Source organism: Silvimonas sp., assembly GCF_031291215.1.
In the GTDB taxonomy this organism is placed as follows: domain Bacteria; phylum Pseudomonadota; class Gammaproteobacteria; order Burkholderiales; family Chitinibacteraceae; genus Silvimonas; species Silvimonas soli.
This window is the reverse complement of sequence record NZ_JARLJK010000136.1, coordinates 323,815-340,105: the sequence shown is the minus strand read 5'-3', so window position 1 is coordinate 340,105 and position 16,291 is coordinate 323,815. Positions and strand designations below refer to the sequence as shown.

17 protein-coding genes are annotated in these 16,291 nt (G+C 56.8%); 5 read left to right on the top strand and 12 right to left on the bottom strand.

Annotated elements, in window-relative coordinates; translation table 11 throughout:
• Nucleotides 1-2: 2 nt before the first annotated feature.
• The 12 genes from rseP to P4L78_RS17065 form a co-directional block, all read right to left on the bottom strand.
• Nucleotides 3-1,352 (bottom strand): RIP metalloprotease RseP, encoded by a 1,350-nt coding sequence (rseP, locus tag P4L78_RS17120; protein ID WP_309329331.1) that lies wholly within the window; start codon nt 1,350-1,352, stop codon nt 3-5.
• A 4-nt stretch (nt 1,353-1,356) separates the two neighbouring features.
• Complete coding sequence (ispC, locus tag P4L78_RS17115) at nt 1,357-2,562, bottom strand: 1-deoxy-D-xylulose-5-phosphate reductoisomerase (protein ID WP_283149334.1); 1,206 nt, start codon at nt 2,560-2,562, stop codon at nt 1,357-1,359.
• 55 nt (nt 2,563-2,617) lie between these two features.
• Nucleotides 2,618-3,424 (bottom strand): phosphatidate cytidylyltransferase, encoded by an 807-nt coding sequence (locus P4L78_RS17110; RefSeq protein ID WP_309329328.1) that lies wholly within the window; start codon nt 3,422-3,424, stop codon nt 2,618-2,620.
• Between the two features lies 1 nt (nt 3,425).
• Complete coding sequence (uppS, locus tag P4L78_RS17105) at nt 3,426-4,190, bottom strand: polyprenyl diphosphate synthase (protein WP_405051575.1); 765 nt, start codon at nt 4,188-4,190, stop codon at nt 3,426-3,428.
• A 64-nt stretch (nt 4,191-4,254) separates the two neighbouring features.
• On the bottom strand, nt 4,255-4,812 hold the full coding sequence (frr, locus tag P4L78_RS17100; protein ID WP_390901532.1) for a ribosome recycling factor: 558 nt from the start codon (nt 4,810-4,812) through the stop codon (nt 4,255-4,257).
• A gap of 81 nt (nt 4,813-4,893) precedes the next feature.
• Nucleotides 4,894-5,613 (bottom strand): UMP kinase, encoded by a 720-nt coding sequence (gene pyrH, locus P4L78_RS17095; RefSeq protein ID WP_283149332.1) that lies wholly within the window; start codon nt 5,611-5,613, stop codon nt 4,894-4,896.
• Between the two features lie 244 nt (nt 5,614-5,857).
• Nucleotides 5,858-6,733: a translation elongation factor Ts gene (gene tsf / locus P4L78_RS17090; RefSeq protein ID WP_283149331.1), complete on the bottom strand. Its 876-nt coding sequence runs from the start codon at nt 6,731-6,733 to the stop codon at nt 5,858-5,860.
• A gap of 89 nt (nt 6,734-6,822) precedes the next feature.
• Entirely contained in the window at nt 6,823-7,542 is a 720-nt protein-coding gene (rpsB, locus tag P4L78_RS17085) for a 30S ribosomal protein S2 (protein ID WP_283149330.1), read from the bottom strand.
• 204 nt (nt 7,543-7,746) lie between these two features.
• Nucleotides 7,747-8,556 (bottom strand): hypothetical protein, encoded by an 810-nt coding sequence (locus P4L78_RS17080; RefSeq protein WP_309329325.1) that lies wholly within the window; start codon nt 8,554-8,556, stop codon nt 7,747-7,749.
• On the bottom strand, nt 8,553-9,542 hold the full coding sequence (locus tag P4L78_RS17075; RefSeq protein WP_309329323.1) for an MlaD family protein: 990 nt from the start codon (nt 9,540-9,542) through the stop codon (nt 8,553-8,555). The genes P4L78_RS17080 and P4L78_RS17075 overlap by 4 nt, the downstream gene beginning before the upstream one ends.
• Before the next feature lie 133 nt (nt 9,543-9,675).
• Nucleotides 9,676-10,251, bottom strand: a complete 576-nt coding sequence (locus tag P4L78_RS17070) for a hypothetical protein (RefSeq protein WP_309329320.1) — start codon at nt 10,249-10,251, stop codon at nt 9,676-9,678.
• A complete protein-coding gene (locus P4L78_RS17065; RefSeq protein ID WP_309329316.1) occupies nt 10,239-10,943 on the bottom strand; it encodes an ABC transporter permease in 705 nt (234 codons plus the stop codon). The genes P4L78_RS17070 and P4L78_RS17065 overlap by 13 nt, the downstream gene beginning before the upstream one ends.
• 269 nt (nt 10,944-11,212) lie before the next feature.
• On the opposite strand from P4L78_RS17065, the gene trxB reads away from it, so the two are divergent.
• The 5 genes from trxB (at nt 11,213) to P4L78_RS17040 (ending at nt 16,240) form a co-directional block, all read left to right on the top strand.
• Nucleotides 11,213-12,166, top strand: coding sequence for a thioredoxin-disulfide reductase (gene trxB, locus P4L78_RS17060; RefSeq protein ID WP_283149325.1), 954 nt, complete (start codon nt 11,213-11,215; stop codon nt 12,164-12,166).
• 140 nt (nt 12,167-12,306) lie between these two features.
• The gene (locus tag P4L78_RS17055) at nt 12,307-12,972 is read left to right on the top strand and encodes a Smr/MutS family protein (RefSeq protein ID WP_309329313.1); all 666 of its coding nucleotides are present in this window, start codon (nt 12,307-12,309) and stop codon (nt 12,970-12,972) included.
• A 120-nt stretch (nt 12,973-13,092) separates the two neighbouring features.
• Complete coding sequence (locus P4L78_RS17050; protein WP_309329309.1) at nt 13,093-14,736, top strand: glycosyltransferase family 39 protein; 1,644 nt, start codon at nt 13,093-13,095, stop codon at nt 14,734-14,736.
• A complete protein-coding gene (locus P4L78_RS17045) occupies nt 14,733-15,104 on the top strand; it encodes an SMR family transporter (RefSeq protein WP_283149322.1) in 372 nt (123 codons plus the stop codon). Before P4L78_RS17050 ends, P4L78_RS17045 begins: the two co-directional genes overlap by 4 nt.
• An 8-nt stretch (nt 15,105-15,112) precedes the next feature.
• A complete protein-coding gene (locus tag P4L78_RS17040; protein ID WP_309329304.1) occupies nt 15,113-16,240 on the top strand; it encodes a DegT/DnrJ/EryC1/StrS aminotransferase family protein in 1,128 nt (375 codons plus the stop codon).
• Nucleotides 16,241-16,291 lie beyond the last annotated feature (51 nt).

Below are 16,291 nucleotides of genomic sequence, written 5' to 3'. Positions count from 1 at the left end.
ATTCAGCCAGATATGAGTCGGAAGAAATCGTTATATAGCGCGAGCGCCATTAACCCGGCAAGAAACGCAAGGCCTAACCGCATGCCGAACGCTTGTACACGCTCCGGGACCGGACGTCCGGTCACCAGTTCGGCGGTATGATACATCAAATGCCCTCCGTCCAGCAGCGGCACGGGTAGCAGGTTAAGCACGGCAAGGCTAAGGCTGATCAATGCGAGCGTGCTGATGAACGGCTCAAGCCCCATTTGTGCACTGCGTCCGGCAACGGTAGCGAGCGTCACCGGGCCGCCAATCTGGCTGGTTGAGACTTGCCCGGTCAACATGCGACCAAACATGCGCAAGGTAAAGCCAACGGTACCCCAAGCCTTGTTCCAGGATGCCGCCATCGCATCCAGCGGGCCGTAGCGCAACTGCATTTGCTGGGCATCCCAGCGTTGCGGGTCTAGCGTTGGCGCCAAACCCACCCGGCCGATGCGCTTGCCCTTTAACTCGAGTACATGCGGTGTGAGGGTCATCACCAAAGGAGCGCCTGCCCGGATCACCGTAAGCTGCAGTGGTTGATCGGGATGCTTTATCAGGGTTTGCTGCAGGGTGGTCCAGCTATCCAGAGGCTTGCCATTGATTAGGGACAGTTTGTCTCCAGCGCGAATGCCAGCTTGCGCTGCAGCGCTGCCCGGCTCGACTTGCGAAACCACTGGAATGATCGGCAACGGAGAAATACCAAAGCGGTCGAGCAAATCAGCATCCACATTGCTGATGTCGGCCTTGACCGGATCGACCCGCACGGTTGCATCACCGCTGGCACCGCGTAAAACCATATCAAACGGTACGCCAGAGCTGGAGGCGTCAATCATTTGTCCGAGCAAATCATCCCATGACGCCACCGGCTCACCGGCCACCGAGTCAATACGATCACCCGCACGAATGCCCGCCAGTTGCGCCGGAGAACCGCTCACCACGTCGGCAACGACCGGCTTGAGGGTACTTACACCGCTGAGGAACAATATCCAGTAGAACAGCAGCGCCAGAATCAAATTGGCAGCAGGCCCGGCGACGGCGACGGCCATTTTTTTGAGGGGGTGCTGCTGATTGAATGATCGCGACAGATCAGCATCGTCCACCGGCGCTTCGCGCTCGTCTAGCATGCGCACATAGCCGCCCAACGGGATGGCTGCCAGTTGCCAGGTGGTGTCGCCGCGTTGCCAGGACAGCAGCTTCTTGCCGAAACCGATGGAAAAGGTCAACACCTTGATGCCGCAACGGCGCGCCACCCAGTAATGACCGTACTCATGCACGGTCACCAGAATGCCGAGAGTAACAATGAATGCCAGCAGCGAGATCAGTCCGTTCATGACTTCAGTTGTGCTCGGCCAGCCAGCGTTGCGCAGTCAAGCGAGCCACGGCGTCTGCTTGTTGCAGGGCTTCGAGCGAATCAGCACGGCAATCGCCTACGCAGCTTGCCAGGACATCCTCGATCAAGGCCGGAATGCCCATATAGCCCAACTGCCGATCAAGAAATGCCGCAACGGCGATCTCATTGGCGGCATTGAGCACGGCGGTGGCAGCGCCACCGGCACGTAACGCATCAAACGCCAGACGCAGGCACGGGGTCCGCACGAGATCGGGGGCTTCGAAATCCAGCCGTCCCACACTGAAAAGATCCAGCGACTTCACGCCCGAGGCAACTCGCTGTGGATATGCCATGCCATACGCAATGGGCGTGCGCATGTCCGGCGCACCCATTTGTGCCAGCACTGAGCCGTCAGCGTATTCCACCATCGAATGCACGATGCTTTGCGGATGCACGACCACGGTAATTTCATCGGCCGCAGCATTGAACAACCAATGCGCCTCGATCACCTCAAGGCCTTTGTTCATCATGGTGGCCGAATCAACCGAAATCTTGCGGCCCATCGACCAGTTAGGATGCTTGACTGCTTCTTCCGGCGTGACATTGATCAGTGTTTCTGGTGCACGGGTGCGGAATGGCCCGCCTGAAGCAGTCAACAGAATGCGTTTGACGCCCGCTTCGGCCAGCGACCCACGATATGGGTGTTCGCGGTGCGCGCGAGGTAGAACCTGAAAAATCGCGTTATGTTCACTGTCGATGGGCAGCAACTCAGCGCCACTGGCAGTGACCGCATCCATAAACAGTTTGCCAGCCAGTACCAGCGTTTCTTTGTTGGCCAACAACACGCGTTTGCCCGCACGGGCGGCGGCGAGTGTCGGTCGCATGCCGGCGGCACCAACGATGGCGGCCATTACGGTACAAACTTCCGGCGCGGTGGAGACTTGCTCGAGCGCCTGTTCCCCGCATAGCACTTGGGTTTCACTGCCATGGGCTCGCAACAAGGCGCTCAGCGCTGTGGCAGCAGCGTCATCCAGCACCACCGCGTAACGCGGGGAAAATTGCTGGCACTGCTGGGCGAGACGCTCCAGCTGGGTAGCCCCGGTCAGGGCAAAGACACGATAAAGATCAGGATGTCGGGCAACGACATCGAGTGTGCTAACACCAATGCTGCCGGTAGAGCCCAGCACGGTAAGCGTTCGGATTGCGGTCATGGATGCTGCCCGTAGTTACGACGTTAAAACAAATGCGATGCCACCAAAACACGGATTACGCTTGAATCAGCCACACCCAGATCAGCGCAGCAACTGGCAGCAGGGCGATCAGACTATCCACCCGATCCAGCACGCCGCCATGACCTGGCAGCAACTGGCTGCTATCTTTGATTCCGGCCTGGCGCTTGAACAGGGACTCCATCAGATCACCAACGATTGACACTACGGTGAGGCACCAGCCCGTCAGCAGCATTTTCCACCAGACGATGCCGGAGAAATGCGCCATAACCAGTACGTAGATACCCACAGCGATCATCGCGCCGACCGCCCCCTCCCAGGTTTTGCCTGGGCTGATTGCGGGAGCCAATTTGTGCTTGCCAAAAGCCTTGCCGGAAAAATACGCGGCCGTATCAGCAACCCACGCCACCACCATCACCGCCAGCAAGCCCGACGCTCCAGCCTGCGCCCGTAACGCCACAAGTGCAATGCCCGCAGCCACGAGCAAGAGGATGCCAGGCAGACTACCTTTCAGCGCGGTGTTCTGTAGTGTCCAGCGATAACGCAGCCACAACGGAGCGATGATCACCCAAAACAGGGACGATGCGGCCAGCACCGGCCACACCCAAGGCTGGCGAAATACAAAAAACTGCCCGGGCGACAGTAGCACGACCAGAACGCCCACCACCAATCCGAGCGCAATCCGCCCCAGTCGATTAAACCGGCACAGACCGCCCCACTCCCACGCACCTAGCGCGGTCACGCCAGCGGCAAACAGGACCCAGCCGGAATGCGGCAATAAAAACAGCGCAGCAAGGACCAGCGGTATCAATACCAGAGCAGTCAGAACACGAGTGATCAGCATTTCAGGAAGCCGCGCTTTGTGGATGTAATTGTTCGCTGATGCGACCAAAGCGACGTTCACGCCCCTGGAACCAAGTGACCGCAGCGGCCAGCGCGTCATGGTCGAAGTCGGGCCAGAGCATGTCGGTGAAATAAAGCTCGGCGTAGGCCAGTTGCCACAGCAAGAAATTGCTGATGCGCCGCTCGCCACCAGTACGGATGAAGAGATCCGGCTCGGGTGCGTAAGCCATGGCTAAATGCGGCGCCAGGTCGGCTTCGTCAAAACCGTTGGTGGCCAGCTCGGGGCGAGCCTTAAGCATGGCCTGAGTGGCCTGGATGACATCCCAGCGGCCGCCATAATCAGCAGCAATGGACAGTGTTACGCCAGTATTGTTTGCAGTACGTGACTCGGCCGATTCAATCCACTGCACCAGTTCCGGTGCGAAATGGCTGCGATCGCCAATAATCTTGAGACGGATGCCGTTTTCATGCATGCGGTCGACTTCAGACTGCAGCACTCGCAGGAACAGCCCCATCAGAAAAGAGACTTCGTCAGCGGGCCGGCGCCAGTTTTCACTGCTAAAGGCAAAAACCGTCAGATATTTCACACCCAGCGTGTCGCACGCTTTAACGGCTTGTCGCAGAGCTTCAACGCCCTTTTTGTGACCAAACACGCGAGGCATCAGCCGCTGTTTGGCCCAGCGCCCGTTGCCGTCCATGATGATTGCAACGTGGCAGGGAGTGCCGGATGCTTGATCCGGCGTATCCAGCGTGGAACTACGAAAAATACTCACCCGTCACTCCTGCAGTTACTACTTACGACCCACGCCATTGTCTGACTGCGCTTAAAACTTAAACAGTCAGCAATTCTTTTTCTTTTTCTGCCAATGCCTTGTCGATCTCGGCAATGAACTTGTCTGTCAATTTCTGCACTTCATCCTGACCACGACGCTCTTCATCTTCTGAAATTTCTTTGTCTTTCAGCAGGTTCTTGAGGTCGTTATTGGCATCGCGACGAATATTGCGGGTCGATACGCGGGCGCCTTCGGCCTCGGTACGCACCACTTTAATCAGATCGCGGCGACGCTCTTCGGTCAGCATGGGCATTGGCACGCGAATCTGGTCGCCATTGGTGGCTGGATTCAGACCCAGGTCGGAATCACGAATCGCCTTTTCCACCTTGGAAATCATGGTCTTTTCGTAAGGCTGAACGGAGATGGTACGGGCGTCCGCCAAAGAAACGTTGGCAACCTGGTTCACTGGCACTGGCGAGCCGTAGTAATCAACCTGGATATGGTCCAGCAGACCGGTATGCGCACGACCGGTACGCACTTTCATCAGATCTGTTTTCAACGTTTCCAGAGTCTTGTTCATTCTGGTTTCAGTTTCTTTTTTTAGCTCGGCGATCATGATTGCAACCTCGTTAAATCAAAAGCCGGCCGCGTAAGAACCGCAGCCGGCAAAATAGCAATGGGCCTGGCCCGGAATAACTTAGCAGTGTACCAGCGTACCTTCGTCTTCCCCAAGTACCACACGCTTGAGAGCGCCAGCCTTGAAGATACTGAAGACGTTGATATTCATTTTCTGGTCACGACAGAGGGCAAAAGCAGTGGCGTCCATCACCTTCAGATTGCGGCCGATCGCCTCATCAAAGGTCACGGACTGGTAGCGCACTGCATCCGGATTCTTTTTAGGATCATCGGTATACACGCCATCCACCTTGGTGGCCTTGAGTACAATATCCGCGCCCACTTCCATGCCGCGCAGTGCGGCGGCGGTGTCTGTAGTAAAGAATGGGTTACCGGTACCGGCACCAAAAATTACCACTTTGTTTTCTTCCAGATAGCGAATGGCTTTACCGCGAATGTAGGGTTCGGCGACTTGCTGGATGGTCAGCGCCGATTGCACGCGACTGACGATGCCTGCGTGGCGCATGGCATCTTGCAGAGCCAGGGCATTCATGACCGTTGCCAGCATCCCCATGTAGTCCGCAGTGGCGCGATCCATGCCTGCTGCTGCCGGTGCCACGCCGCGAAAGATGTTGCCGCCGCCGATCACGATCGCCACCTGGACGCCCAGATCAACCACCGCCTTGATTTCATTGACGATGCGCTCGATGGTGATGCGATTGATACCGTAGCTATCCTCACCCATCAGGGCTTCACCGGACAGTTTCACCAGGATGCGTTTGTATTTGGGTTCGGGGCTCATTCGGGTTCCTTTTATTGATCGAGCTGGGAGGAGTGGGATGGGCTGGCTCGTGACCAGCCGGAGTATGCACTTTGCGATGTTGTTCGAACATGGCGAAGCACACACCGGGCGAACAAACGCCGCGCGTCGCCGCGCGGCGTTGTTGCGTGATGCTTATCCTGAAGGATAGTCAATTGCATCGCGATTGCCCGTTGATTGCATGTGCAAAATTTATAGCACATGACAATCAAGGAGCGGTCGAAAATCAGACCTTCGCAGCAGCTGCAACTTCTGCAGCGTAATCAACAACCTTCTTCTCAATGCCCTCGCCCACCACGAACATGGTGAACGCATCAACTTTGGCACCCTTCTCGGCCAGCAGTTTTTCAACGGTCTGGTCAGGGTTCTTCACGAAAGGCTGACCCAGCAGGGTGACTTCAGCCAGGTACTTGTTGATACGGCCGTCAACCATCTTCTCGACGATGTCGGCAGGCTTGCCCGATTCAGCCGCTTGTGCGGAGAAAATCTTGCGTTCGGATTCCAGCAGCTCTGCGGAAACCTGGTCTTTCGACACGCAAATCGGCTTGCTTGCAGCGATATGCATGGCGATGTCTTTACCCAGTTGTTCGTCGCCACCTTGCAGTGCCAATAGAACACCAATCTTGGAGCCGTGCAGGTAAGCAGCCAGTTCGCCGGTAGTTTCGTAACGCACCGAACGACGCAGGGTGATGTTTTCTGCCAGCTTGGAGATCACAGCCTTGCGATGTTCTTCAACAGTCTGGCCATCCACCACAACCGAAGCCAGCGCTTCGATATCGGTCACGTTCGATTCAGCAACTGCCTTCACAGCCACGGCAGCAAATGCCAGGAAGTTGGCATCTTTGCCCACGAAGTCAGTTTCACAGTTCACTTCGAGCAGCGCGCCGTGCTTCTTGTCGCCGGAGATAAACACAGCAACAGTACCTTCAGCGGCGGTACGACCAGCCAGCTTGGAAGCCTTGTTGCCGGACTTGATGCGCAGCGCTTCTTCAGCAGCCTTGATGTCGCCAGCAGCCTCAACCAGCGCCTTCTTGCATTCCATCATGCCCATGCCAGTCAGTTCGCGCAGTTCGCCAACCAGTTTTGCGGTGATTTCCGCCATAGTGATTCTCCTGAATCTCGATTGTGTTTGGATACTTGCGAAAAAGGGGCGCCAGGCCCCTTTTTCATGCAGATTCTAGCTGGGCTGAATTACGCTTGCGCTTCAGCAGCCGCTTCCACAACTTCTTGCACGGCCTGGTTACGACCTTCCAGCACTGCGTCAGCTACGCCACGAGCGTACAGACGGATAGCGCGGGAGGAGTCATCGTTACCTGGAACGATGTAGTCGATGCCTTCCGGGTTGTTGTTGGTATCAACGATACCGATAACAGGGATACCCAGTTTCTGGGCTTCAACAATCGCACCCTTTTGATAGCCGGTATCGATAACGAACAGTGCGTCTGGCAGACCCTTCATATCCTTGATGCCGCCCAGCGAGCGCTCGAGCTTTTCAACTTCGCGCTTGATGGTCAGGATTTCTTTCTTGCCGTAGCCACTGTTTTCGTCGGCCAGGATGGCAGTCATTTCTTCCAGGCGTTTGATGGACTGCTTGACGGTCTTGAAGTTCGTCAGCATACCGCCCAGCCAGCGGTGATCGACAAACGGCATACCGGCGCGTTGTGCTTCTTCAGCCAGGATTTCGCGGGCTTGGCGCTTGGTACCAACAAACAGGACAGTGCCCTTGTTAGCCGACAGGCGACGCACGTACTTCAGCGCATCTTCAAACAGCGGCAGGGTCTTTTCCAGGTTGATAATGTGAATCTTGTTGCGTGCACCAAAAATGTATTGGCCCATCTTTGGGTGCCAGTAACGTGTTTGGTGGCCGAAGTGGACGCCGGCTTCGAGCATTTGACGCATGCTGATAGACATAAAATAAAACTCCGATAAGGGTTATGGCCTACCGTCCGCGCTGCACGCTCACCAGATCGAAATATCTTTCAAATCGCAGTGGCGCACCCTTAATGGCGGACCGGGAAGATTTCCGCAAAGCGCGGAACGCAAGATTATAGCCCAATTGTGACAGGCAACTCAAGCCACACTCAGCGCAAAAATAGCAGCGGCTTTACTCCCGGATCAAAACGCAGTGCAAGCCTGCGCTGGTACAGCAGCGCACAAGCTTTGCAGGCGCATCTGCGCATCGTCCTCAACGGCCTTGTCTGACATGGCTTTGCCTAGCCGCTTTTGCAGAAGCAGATCATCGGCCAGGTATTCGGACACCGCTATTTTGCGATCAATGGTCAAGGCCTGCTGCAAAGCCAGCCAGCCACCAGCGCTATCGGCGAGCTGGAGTTTCGACTCCGCCACCAGTCGCCAGGCATGCGCTTGCTCTGACTCGGGAATACCTTCCGGATGCGCGAGCACAGTCTGCGCCAGAGCCAGTGCCACTGCCGCATTCCCCTGGGTTAGCTGGATGCGTGCCTCCAGGTTGGTCAATTGCGCCACCAAGGCACATTGCCCGGCGCAAAGCGTTTGCGACTGCTTTAGATATGACACGGCCGCGCCGGTATCGGGCAGTGCGAGCAGTGCCAGTTGATAGGCCGCTTGCGTACGCTGCGCCTGACTAAACAAGGTTTGATCAAGCATGCCTGTCAGCGTATTGCGTGCCAGATTGCGCTGCCCGTGCATGGCGTAGGCATTGGCCAATCCAAGCCGTGCTTCGCCCTGCCCGCCCCAGTTATCCACCGATGAATATAAACGCAAGGCCAACTGCCAGTGGGCGATGGCGCTATCCCATTCGTGGCGCTGCATTCCTCGATTGGCGGCAACCACCTCGGCCCGCGCTTGCGCCAGCGCAATCGGCGCAGAGGCGACGGGACTGGAGCCGCAACCGGCAACCAGCAATGCCAGTAACAAAGCCACATACCAATGAAAGCGAATCTTCATTGCGCACCCCCGCCCTGGCGGCTATCGGGAATGGGCGCCGAAGCCTGCGCCGCATCGATCCAGCGATTGAACGGCCAGCTGCGTGCGGCACCTTCGGTCAAATCATTGCCGGTTTGCACCAGATCGCCGGTGTCACGCACCAGGCCCGGCACCTGTGGCGCAACTTTGTCGACCATTTGGTGCGCGCTGGTTGCCAGCGCTGCAGCCTCGCTGGCGGTGGTGTTGGCATGTTCGAGAATACCCGGCAAGCGCGCCGCAACATCAGACGCGGCCCTGTCCGCCGTCTGCAATACCTGGTCAGCTCGTTGCGCGGCCTGTCTGGCATCGCTCAAAGTAGCGGGGAGGTCTTTGGCAGCCACTTGATCCAGATGAGCCAGCACCAGATCCAGCGATTTGCGTGTTTCGCGCAGTTCGGCACTGAACTGGTTCAGATTGGCTAGTGTGCCGCGCACGTCACCTTTGGGGTCATTCATGAATTCCAGCATCTCATGCACGGAATCGATCACGGGAATGGTTCTCTGGCGCAAATCCGCGGCAATCTCGGACAAACCCATGACCGGCGCGAAAATCAGTTTGCCGCCTTCCTCGATCGGAAGCGCAGTCGCGGTACCCCCGGCGATCTCGATAAAGTGGTCACCCAGAAAACCGTCCTGCTGCAGCAGCGCCACCGAGTCCGGTTTTACCCATTTGATATACCGGTTCTCAATCAGCAACTCCACGTCCACCTTGGCCTGGTCGTTCAGCGCCACCCGGTCCACGACGCCAATTTTGAAGCCCGACAGACGCACCTGCATGCCAGTGCTCATGCTATTGCCGCTCTCGGCCACAAAAGACAAACGGGTCTTGGGGGTGAAATAGCCCTGCCGAATCGCCAGCAGCACCACCAACGCCACAAAGCACAAAAAGCCAGCAGCAATAAACACCCCCACCCGCCAGCCCAGCCACTGGAAGCGCGCGTCGGTGTCTCTCAGATATTTTATGGGCATAGGCAATCGATTTCAGGTGCGGTTCTGGATGGAGGTTTCACGGTGGCACTCTTCAGGCGCCTCGCCGACAACATTTCATATACATATTTGCATGCAATCGCCAGGTGGCTGATGTTCGTGAGGCACCCCACTGTTATCCGGCAGGCTCATTGGCCACATTCGGCAAGACTTCAACCAGCCCACGCGCCAGGTCAGGTGAACCCACCCCCAGCACGATAACCGGCGCTACGTCGGCCAGTTCGTCAAACAGTTCGCGATACACACCGGGCGCGGAACGCACGATCCAGCCGTACCAGTCTTGATCCGTCAATAAAAAAGCGGGCTGCTGGACCATGGCTCGCACCAGCGCCAATTGGCGCTTATGCTCCCGATCAAGACTTGCTGGCAAAGCGCTGGCGGTTTTTTCCAGTTGCTCACCGTCAATTCCCAGCCGGGCAAAGGCTGCCACAAAACGTTGCTCCAGGTCTGCCAAAGGCGGTTGCTGATGATACCAGGCTGGCAACACCAGGTTTTCCCACACCCGCAAATTGCTGAGCAGCCCGCCGCTGCTTTCCAGCGCAGCGGCCGATCCTGGCTTGAGTTTGCGCAAGGCACTGGCGCATTCGTCAAAGCGCGTTTGCAATTGCTGTTCTTGACCTGTCACCAGCCAGTAACGCTGGCCCGGCTCCAGTGACAAAGCGAGTCCGTCAGACAGCTTCAGGAGATCCATAACGACCACATGAAATCGAGCACAAATACGGCGCTTAGTCCGCGCACAACAGATCGCGATGACGCTTTGGGGATATCCGTAACATAAGGCCCCACTCGCAGACCGACGTAACAGGCCAGCAAACTGGCAGCAGCGCCAAACAAGGCTGCCTTGGCCAGGCACGTCAGCACCTGCTCCAGACTCAACATGCGATCAAACTCGATCACCTGATAGGTAACATCGGCCCCGGCCCCGAGGACTGCCCCACCCAACTGGGCAGCAACGGCCAGATAAAACGACAGCCCAATGCACGCAATGGTCATGCCCAATACGCGTGGCACTATCAAATAAGCACCCAACGGAATGCCCATGCGATACAAACTGCGAATCTCTCCATGTACTTGCATGGTGGCCAGTTCACTCGCCACGGCCGAAGACGAACGCGCCACCAGGATAATCGCCGCCAGCAACGGACTGATCTCGCGAAAACCCAGCGAGGCCAGCAAGCGCAATGAGGATTCCTGACTTTGCCCGTATTGCCCGTGCAGCATCGCCACCACAATGCCACCCAGCGCAAAACCGATCAGCAAGATCAGAAATGCCGCCTCGTTACCGGTAAAGTAAATTTGTTTAAGCAGCACCCGTCTGACGGCGGCACGCTGCAAACCGGCTAGCGGCCTGAAAAGGGGCAAAAATACGCGTCGTAGCAGCATGCGATCCGGAGCAGATGCCCTTGAATATCATTAGCGAAGCAGCACTATAACCTGCATTGAAAGCCTGCAACAAAACTGCGTCAGACTCCGCCATTGCCGTGTATCACAGCTTATAGAGGCCGGACACTGGCGGCCGCGACCACATCTTGGCAAAACCGTGGGCAACCCCAATCTGCAAATCACGCTAATAGTCATTTTCGATTAGATCGACTGGATTCAATGAATTAAACTAACAACCAGTTTGCGGTCTTCACACAGGAAAATATCTCATGTCCACCAAACATTCCGGTCTGCTTATCCTTGGTTCCGGCCCGGCGGGTTACACCGCTGCCGTGTACGCGGCACGCGCCAACCTCAAGCCAGTGTTGATCACCGGCCTGGCGCAAGGCGGCCAACTGACCACCACCACCGACGTAGACAACTGGCCTGCTGATGCCGATGGCGTGCAAGGCCCGGAATTGATGGTGCGCTTTCAAAAGCATGCTGAGCGCTTTGGTACCGAAATCCTGTTTGACCACATCCACACCACGCATCTGCACGAAAAACCAATCCGTCTGGTCGGCGATGCCGGTGAATACACCTGCGACGCACTGATTATTGCTACTGGTGCTTCGGCGCAGTACATCGGACTGCCCAGTGAAGAAGCTTTTGCAGGCAAGGGTGTCTCTGCTTGTGCCACATGTGATGGTTTCTTCTATCGCGGCCAGAAGGTCGCGGTAGTCGGCGGCGGCAATACCGCTGTTGAAGAAGCACTGTACCTGGCCAACATTGCCAACCACGTCACCCTGATTCACCGTCGCGACACCTTCCGCGCCGAGAAGATTCTGGTTGATCATTTAATGGCCAAGGTTGCTGAAGGCAAGATTTCGCTGGAAGTGAACCAGACTCTGGATGAAGTGCTGGGTGATGCTTCCGGTGTGACTGGCGCTCGTCTGAAGTCGTCGATTGATGGCAGCACCAAAAACATGGAAGTCGCTGGCGTGTTTATTGCCATTGGCCACAAGCCCAATACCGACATCTTCAAGGGTCAACTGGAGATGGACAGCACCGGTTACCTGATCACCAAGGGTGGTCGTGACGGCGGCGCTACCGCAACCAGCGTGCCGGGCGTATTTGCTGCCGGCGACGTGCAAGATCATATCTACCGTCAGGCAGTGACCTCCGCTGCCAGCGGTTGCCAGGCCGCGCTGGATGCGGATCGTTACCTGGAAACTTTGCGCTAAACCCGGACGGCCGACCCGCTCTGTGGACAAGCCGCACCTTCGGGTGCGGTTTTTTTATGCTCGCCGCCCAACTGACGCCGCAGACGCTGCGCTGGTTGGTCCGGCCCCCGCAAAACTCAACAAATCTAGCGGCGCATGTTATGTTGCCGCCATCGAACCGCAATTATTTATTCATCATGAGTGCCGACCTGAAGCAGCGCCTGAAGCAAATCAAAAAGACGCTGGTTCAGCAAACTCAGGCTGCGCCCAAACCGGCGCCGATCATTCCGCCAGAACCCACCGATCACGAATTGTTTCTGGCCGCGACCCAAGGGGTGGTAAAGCTTTATCGACCGGCCCGTTTTGAATATCCGCGTGCCAAGCCCAGCCCCTGGCCAAGGCAGCACGAGAAGGATGAAGCGGCGGTCATGGCGGACGCCATGTCCGACCTGTGGCCATGGGATGAACTGGAAAGCGGCGAAGAGCTGCTGTTTATCCGGCCTGGCCTCAAGCTGGAGACCTTGCGCAAATTGCGGCGCGGCGAGTGGGTGGTGCAGGCGCAACTTGATCTGCATGGCATGAACAGTGATAGCGCCCGCCTGGCCGTGGCGGAGTTTCTCTTACATTGCCGTCGCACTAACAAACGCTGCGTGCGAATCATTCACGGCAAGGGTCTGGGTTCGGTCAATCGCGAACCGGTGCTTAAGCTCAAGCTGAAAAACTGGCTGGCGCAACGCGATGAAGTGCTTGGTTTTAGTCAGGCACGTGCGGTGGACGGTGGGTCCGGCGCCGTGCTGGTACTACTGAAAGGCTGGCGTGAAAAATAGTTTCTCGGCCACTGTTTCATTGTCTGCCAGCAAACGACCGTTACAGAGGCATAAGTCTGCCCTAAGCTGTGAGGCCTGCCATTCAGGTACAATGCCGCGTTTTGACGCTATGCTGATCAGATGACTGAATTCACCTCCAAGCCTTGGGCTCGCCTGTTGCTCGTGATTCTGCTTGCCGTTCTGTGGTTCGGTACGCTGGGTTACCGCAAAGTCATCAATCCGGATGAAGGCCGTTACTCCGAAATCGCGCGCGAGATGACTGTCTCTGGTGACTGGGTTACGCCGCGTCTGAATGGCATCAAGTATTTCGAGAAGCCCGCACTGCAATATTGGGCCACCGCCGCCAGCTTTGAAGTGTTGGGCGAGAGCGAATTCGCCGCCCGCATCTGGCCGGGGCTGACCGGCTTTCTGGGCATCCTGTTTACGTTTTATGTTTCCCGTCGCCTGTGGGGTGAGCGCACCGCCTGGTACGCCGCAGCCATGCTGGCCAGCTGCGCCTGGTGGCTGGGTAATGGGCACTTTCTGACGCTGGATATGGGCGTCAGCTATTTCATGACGTTAGGCATGGGCGCGTTTGTACTCGCCCAGCGTGACTCTGCCACCGCCAAAGAAACCCGCAACTGGATGCTCACCTGTTGGGCCGCCATGGGCCTGGCGATTCTGTCCAAGGGTTTGATCGGACTGGTGCTGCCCGGCGCCGTGCTGGTGTTGTATTCGATCATCCAGCGCGATGCCCGGATGTGGTTGAAGCTGCATATCGTCAAGGGTTTGCTGTTGATGTTGTTGATCACAGTGCCCTGGTTCTTTCTGGTGTCTCGCGCCAATTCGGAGTTCCTCTGGTTCTTCTTTGTGCATGAGCATTTCCAGCGTTTTACCACCACCGAGCACAACCGAGTCGGGCCATTGTGGTACTTCATCCCGATCCTGATCGCCGGGATGATTCCGTGGACCAGCTTTTTGCCGCAAGCATTGAAAACAGGTTGGCAGAAAGAAACTAGCCAGCGTTTTCAGACCAACCGTTTTCTACTGATCTGGGCCGTATTCATTTTTGCGTTTTTCTCCAAATCTGATTCCAAGCTGCCCTCTTACATCCTGCCGATTTTTCCGGCGTTGGCCATGCTGGCTGCACAAGTGCTGGACCGGGTTTCCGCCAAGGCATTGCGCTGGCATCTGGGCTGGCTGGTGATAGCCGGGATCGCGTTGATCATCGGCGCGCAGATTTTTGGCATGCACGGTAACTACCGCACGCCCGTTGCCATTAACCACGCGTATTCCTTGTGGCTTACCGCGGCTGGGGTGGTACTGACCGCTGCAGGTATTGCTGCCTGGGTCTTCGCCAGCAAAGGCTGTAAAAACGCGGCAATTGCCAGCGCCGTGATCGGCGGATTGATTGGCTGCCAGTTGCCAATGGTCGGACACGAGTCTTTCGCCGCTACCAATTCCAGCTATTACCTCGTGCAGGCCATGCAGCCACGCATTACGCCGCAAACAACGCTGTATTCGGTTGATTATTACGATCAGACGCTGCCGTTTTATCTGAAACGAACGCTGCAATTTGTGGATTACGTCGATGAATTCAAACTGGGTCAGACTTCCGAACCCGACAAACTGATCCATCTGGATGAATTCATGCGCCGCTGGCAAACCGATGCCGCGCCCATGGCCGTGATGGCCAAAGGTACCTATGACAAGCTGCAAAAGCTCGGCTTGCCCATGACTGTCGTAACCAGCGACCCGCGTCGCATTGTGATTGCCAAACCATGAAACCCCTTGAATTTCTGTTGATTCTGATTGGCGTGCTGCTCAATGCCGGCGCGCAACTGGCCCTTAAAGCCGGCGTACGCACCATTGGTCACTTTGAGTTTTCGCTCTCTAACGCTTTGCCGATAGGCTGGCAGCTGGGCACCAATCCGTACATCCTGACTGGCCTGAGTTGCTATGTAATCAGCGTGGTGGTGTGGATTCTGGCGCTGTCGCGGGTTGAGGTCAGCGTGGCCTACCCGATGCTGTCGATTGGTTATGTTGTCAACGCGCTGCTGGCTTGGCAGTTATTTGGTGAAGCGTTGAGTTCACAACGCGTCGCCGGCATTGGCATCATCATGGTTGGCGTTTTCCTGATTGCTCGGAGTTGATTGTTGCGATGACTGATTTTTTGCCGTTTACCCGCCCTTCCATTGACGAAGAAACCATTGCCGATGTAGCCAATGTGCTGCGCAGTGGCTGGATTACCAGCGGCCCCAAAGTGCAAGCACTGGAAGCCGGGTTGTCTGAATACTTTGGCGGCCGGCCGGTGCGCGTGGTCAATTCTGCGACCGGCGCCATGGAAATCGCATTGCATCTGATGAACATCGGACCCGGCGATGAAGTCATCACCACACCGATGACCTGGGTTGCCACCACCAATATCATCATCAACGCGGGCGCTACGCCGGTGCTGGTAGATGTCGACCCGGCCACACGTAATATTGATCTGGATCTGGTCGAAGCCGCCATCACGCCCCGCACCAAGGCAATCTTGCCGGTGGATCTGGCGGGCTTGCCGGTGGATCGTGATCGCCTGTACGCCATCGCCAAAAAGCATAATCTGCGCGTACTGGAAGACGCCGCCCAATCGCAAGGTGCAACTTGGGGTGGCAAGCGGGTTGGCAGCTTTGGCGACCTGTGTTCAGTATCGTTTCACCCCAACAAGAACATGACCACCACCGAAGGCGGTGCGCTGGTTATGAACAATGCTGAAGAAGCGCGCCTGTTTGAAAAATGGCGCCTGCAAGGCGTGACGCGCTTTCCAGACGGCACCATGGATTGCGCCTTGCCCGGCGGCAAATACAATCTGACCGATGTCTCGGCGGCAGTGGGCCTGGGCCAATTGAAGCGACTGGATGCCTTTAACGCGCGCCGGGTAGAACTGGCCAAGCTGTACTTCGAGCAAATCGACCCTGCTCTGGGCTTGACCATGCCGGTGTGGTCCGATGACAGCAACTGGCATATGTTCCAGCCGCTGCTGCCACTGGCACGCATGAGCATCAGCCGCGGCGAATTCATCAACCGTATGAAGGATCAAGGCATTGGCGTAGGTATCCACTACCCAGCCTTGCATTTGTTTAGCCTGTATCGCGCCCGTGGCTTCAAGGAAGGCATGTATCCTCACGCCGAACGGGTGGGTGAATCCACAGTAAGCCTGCCGCTGTTCCCGGCCATGCAGAACGAAGATGTCAGCCGCGTCTGCGCCGCACTGCGCAATGTGTTGCTGCCTGTTCTAGCCGCTTGATCCAATGTGTGCCCGTGGCACGAGAGTTCGCCAATGACCGACGCGCCACGT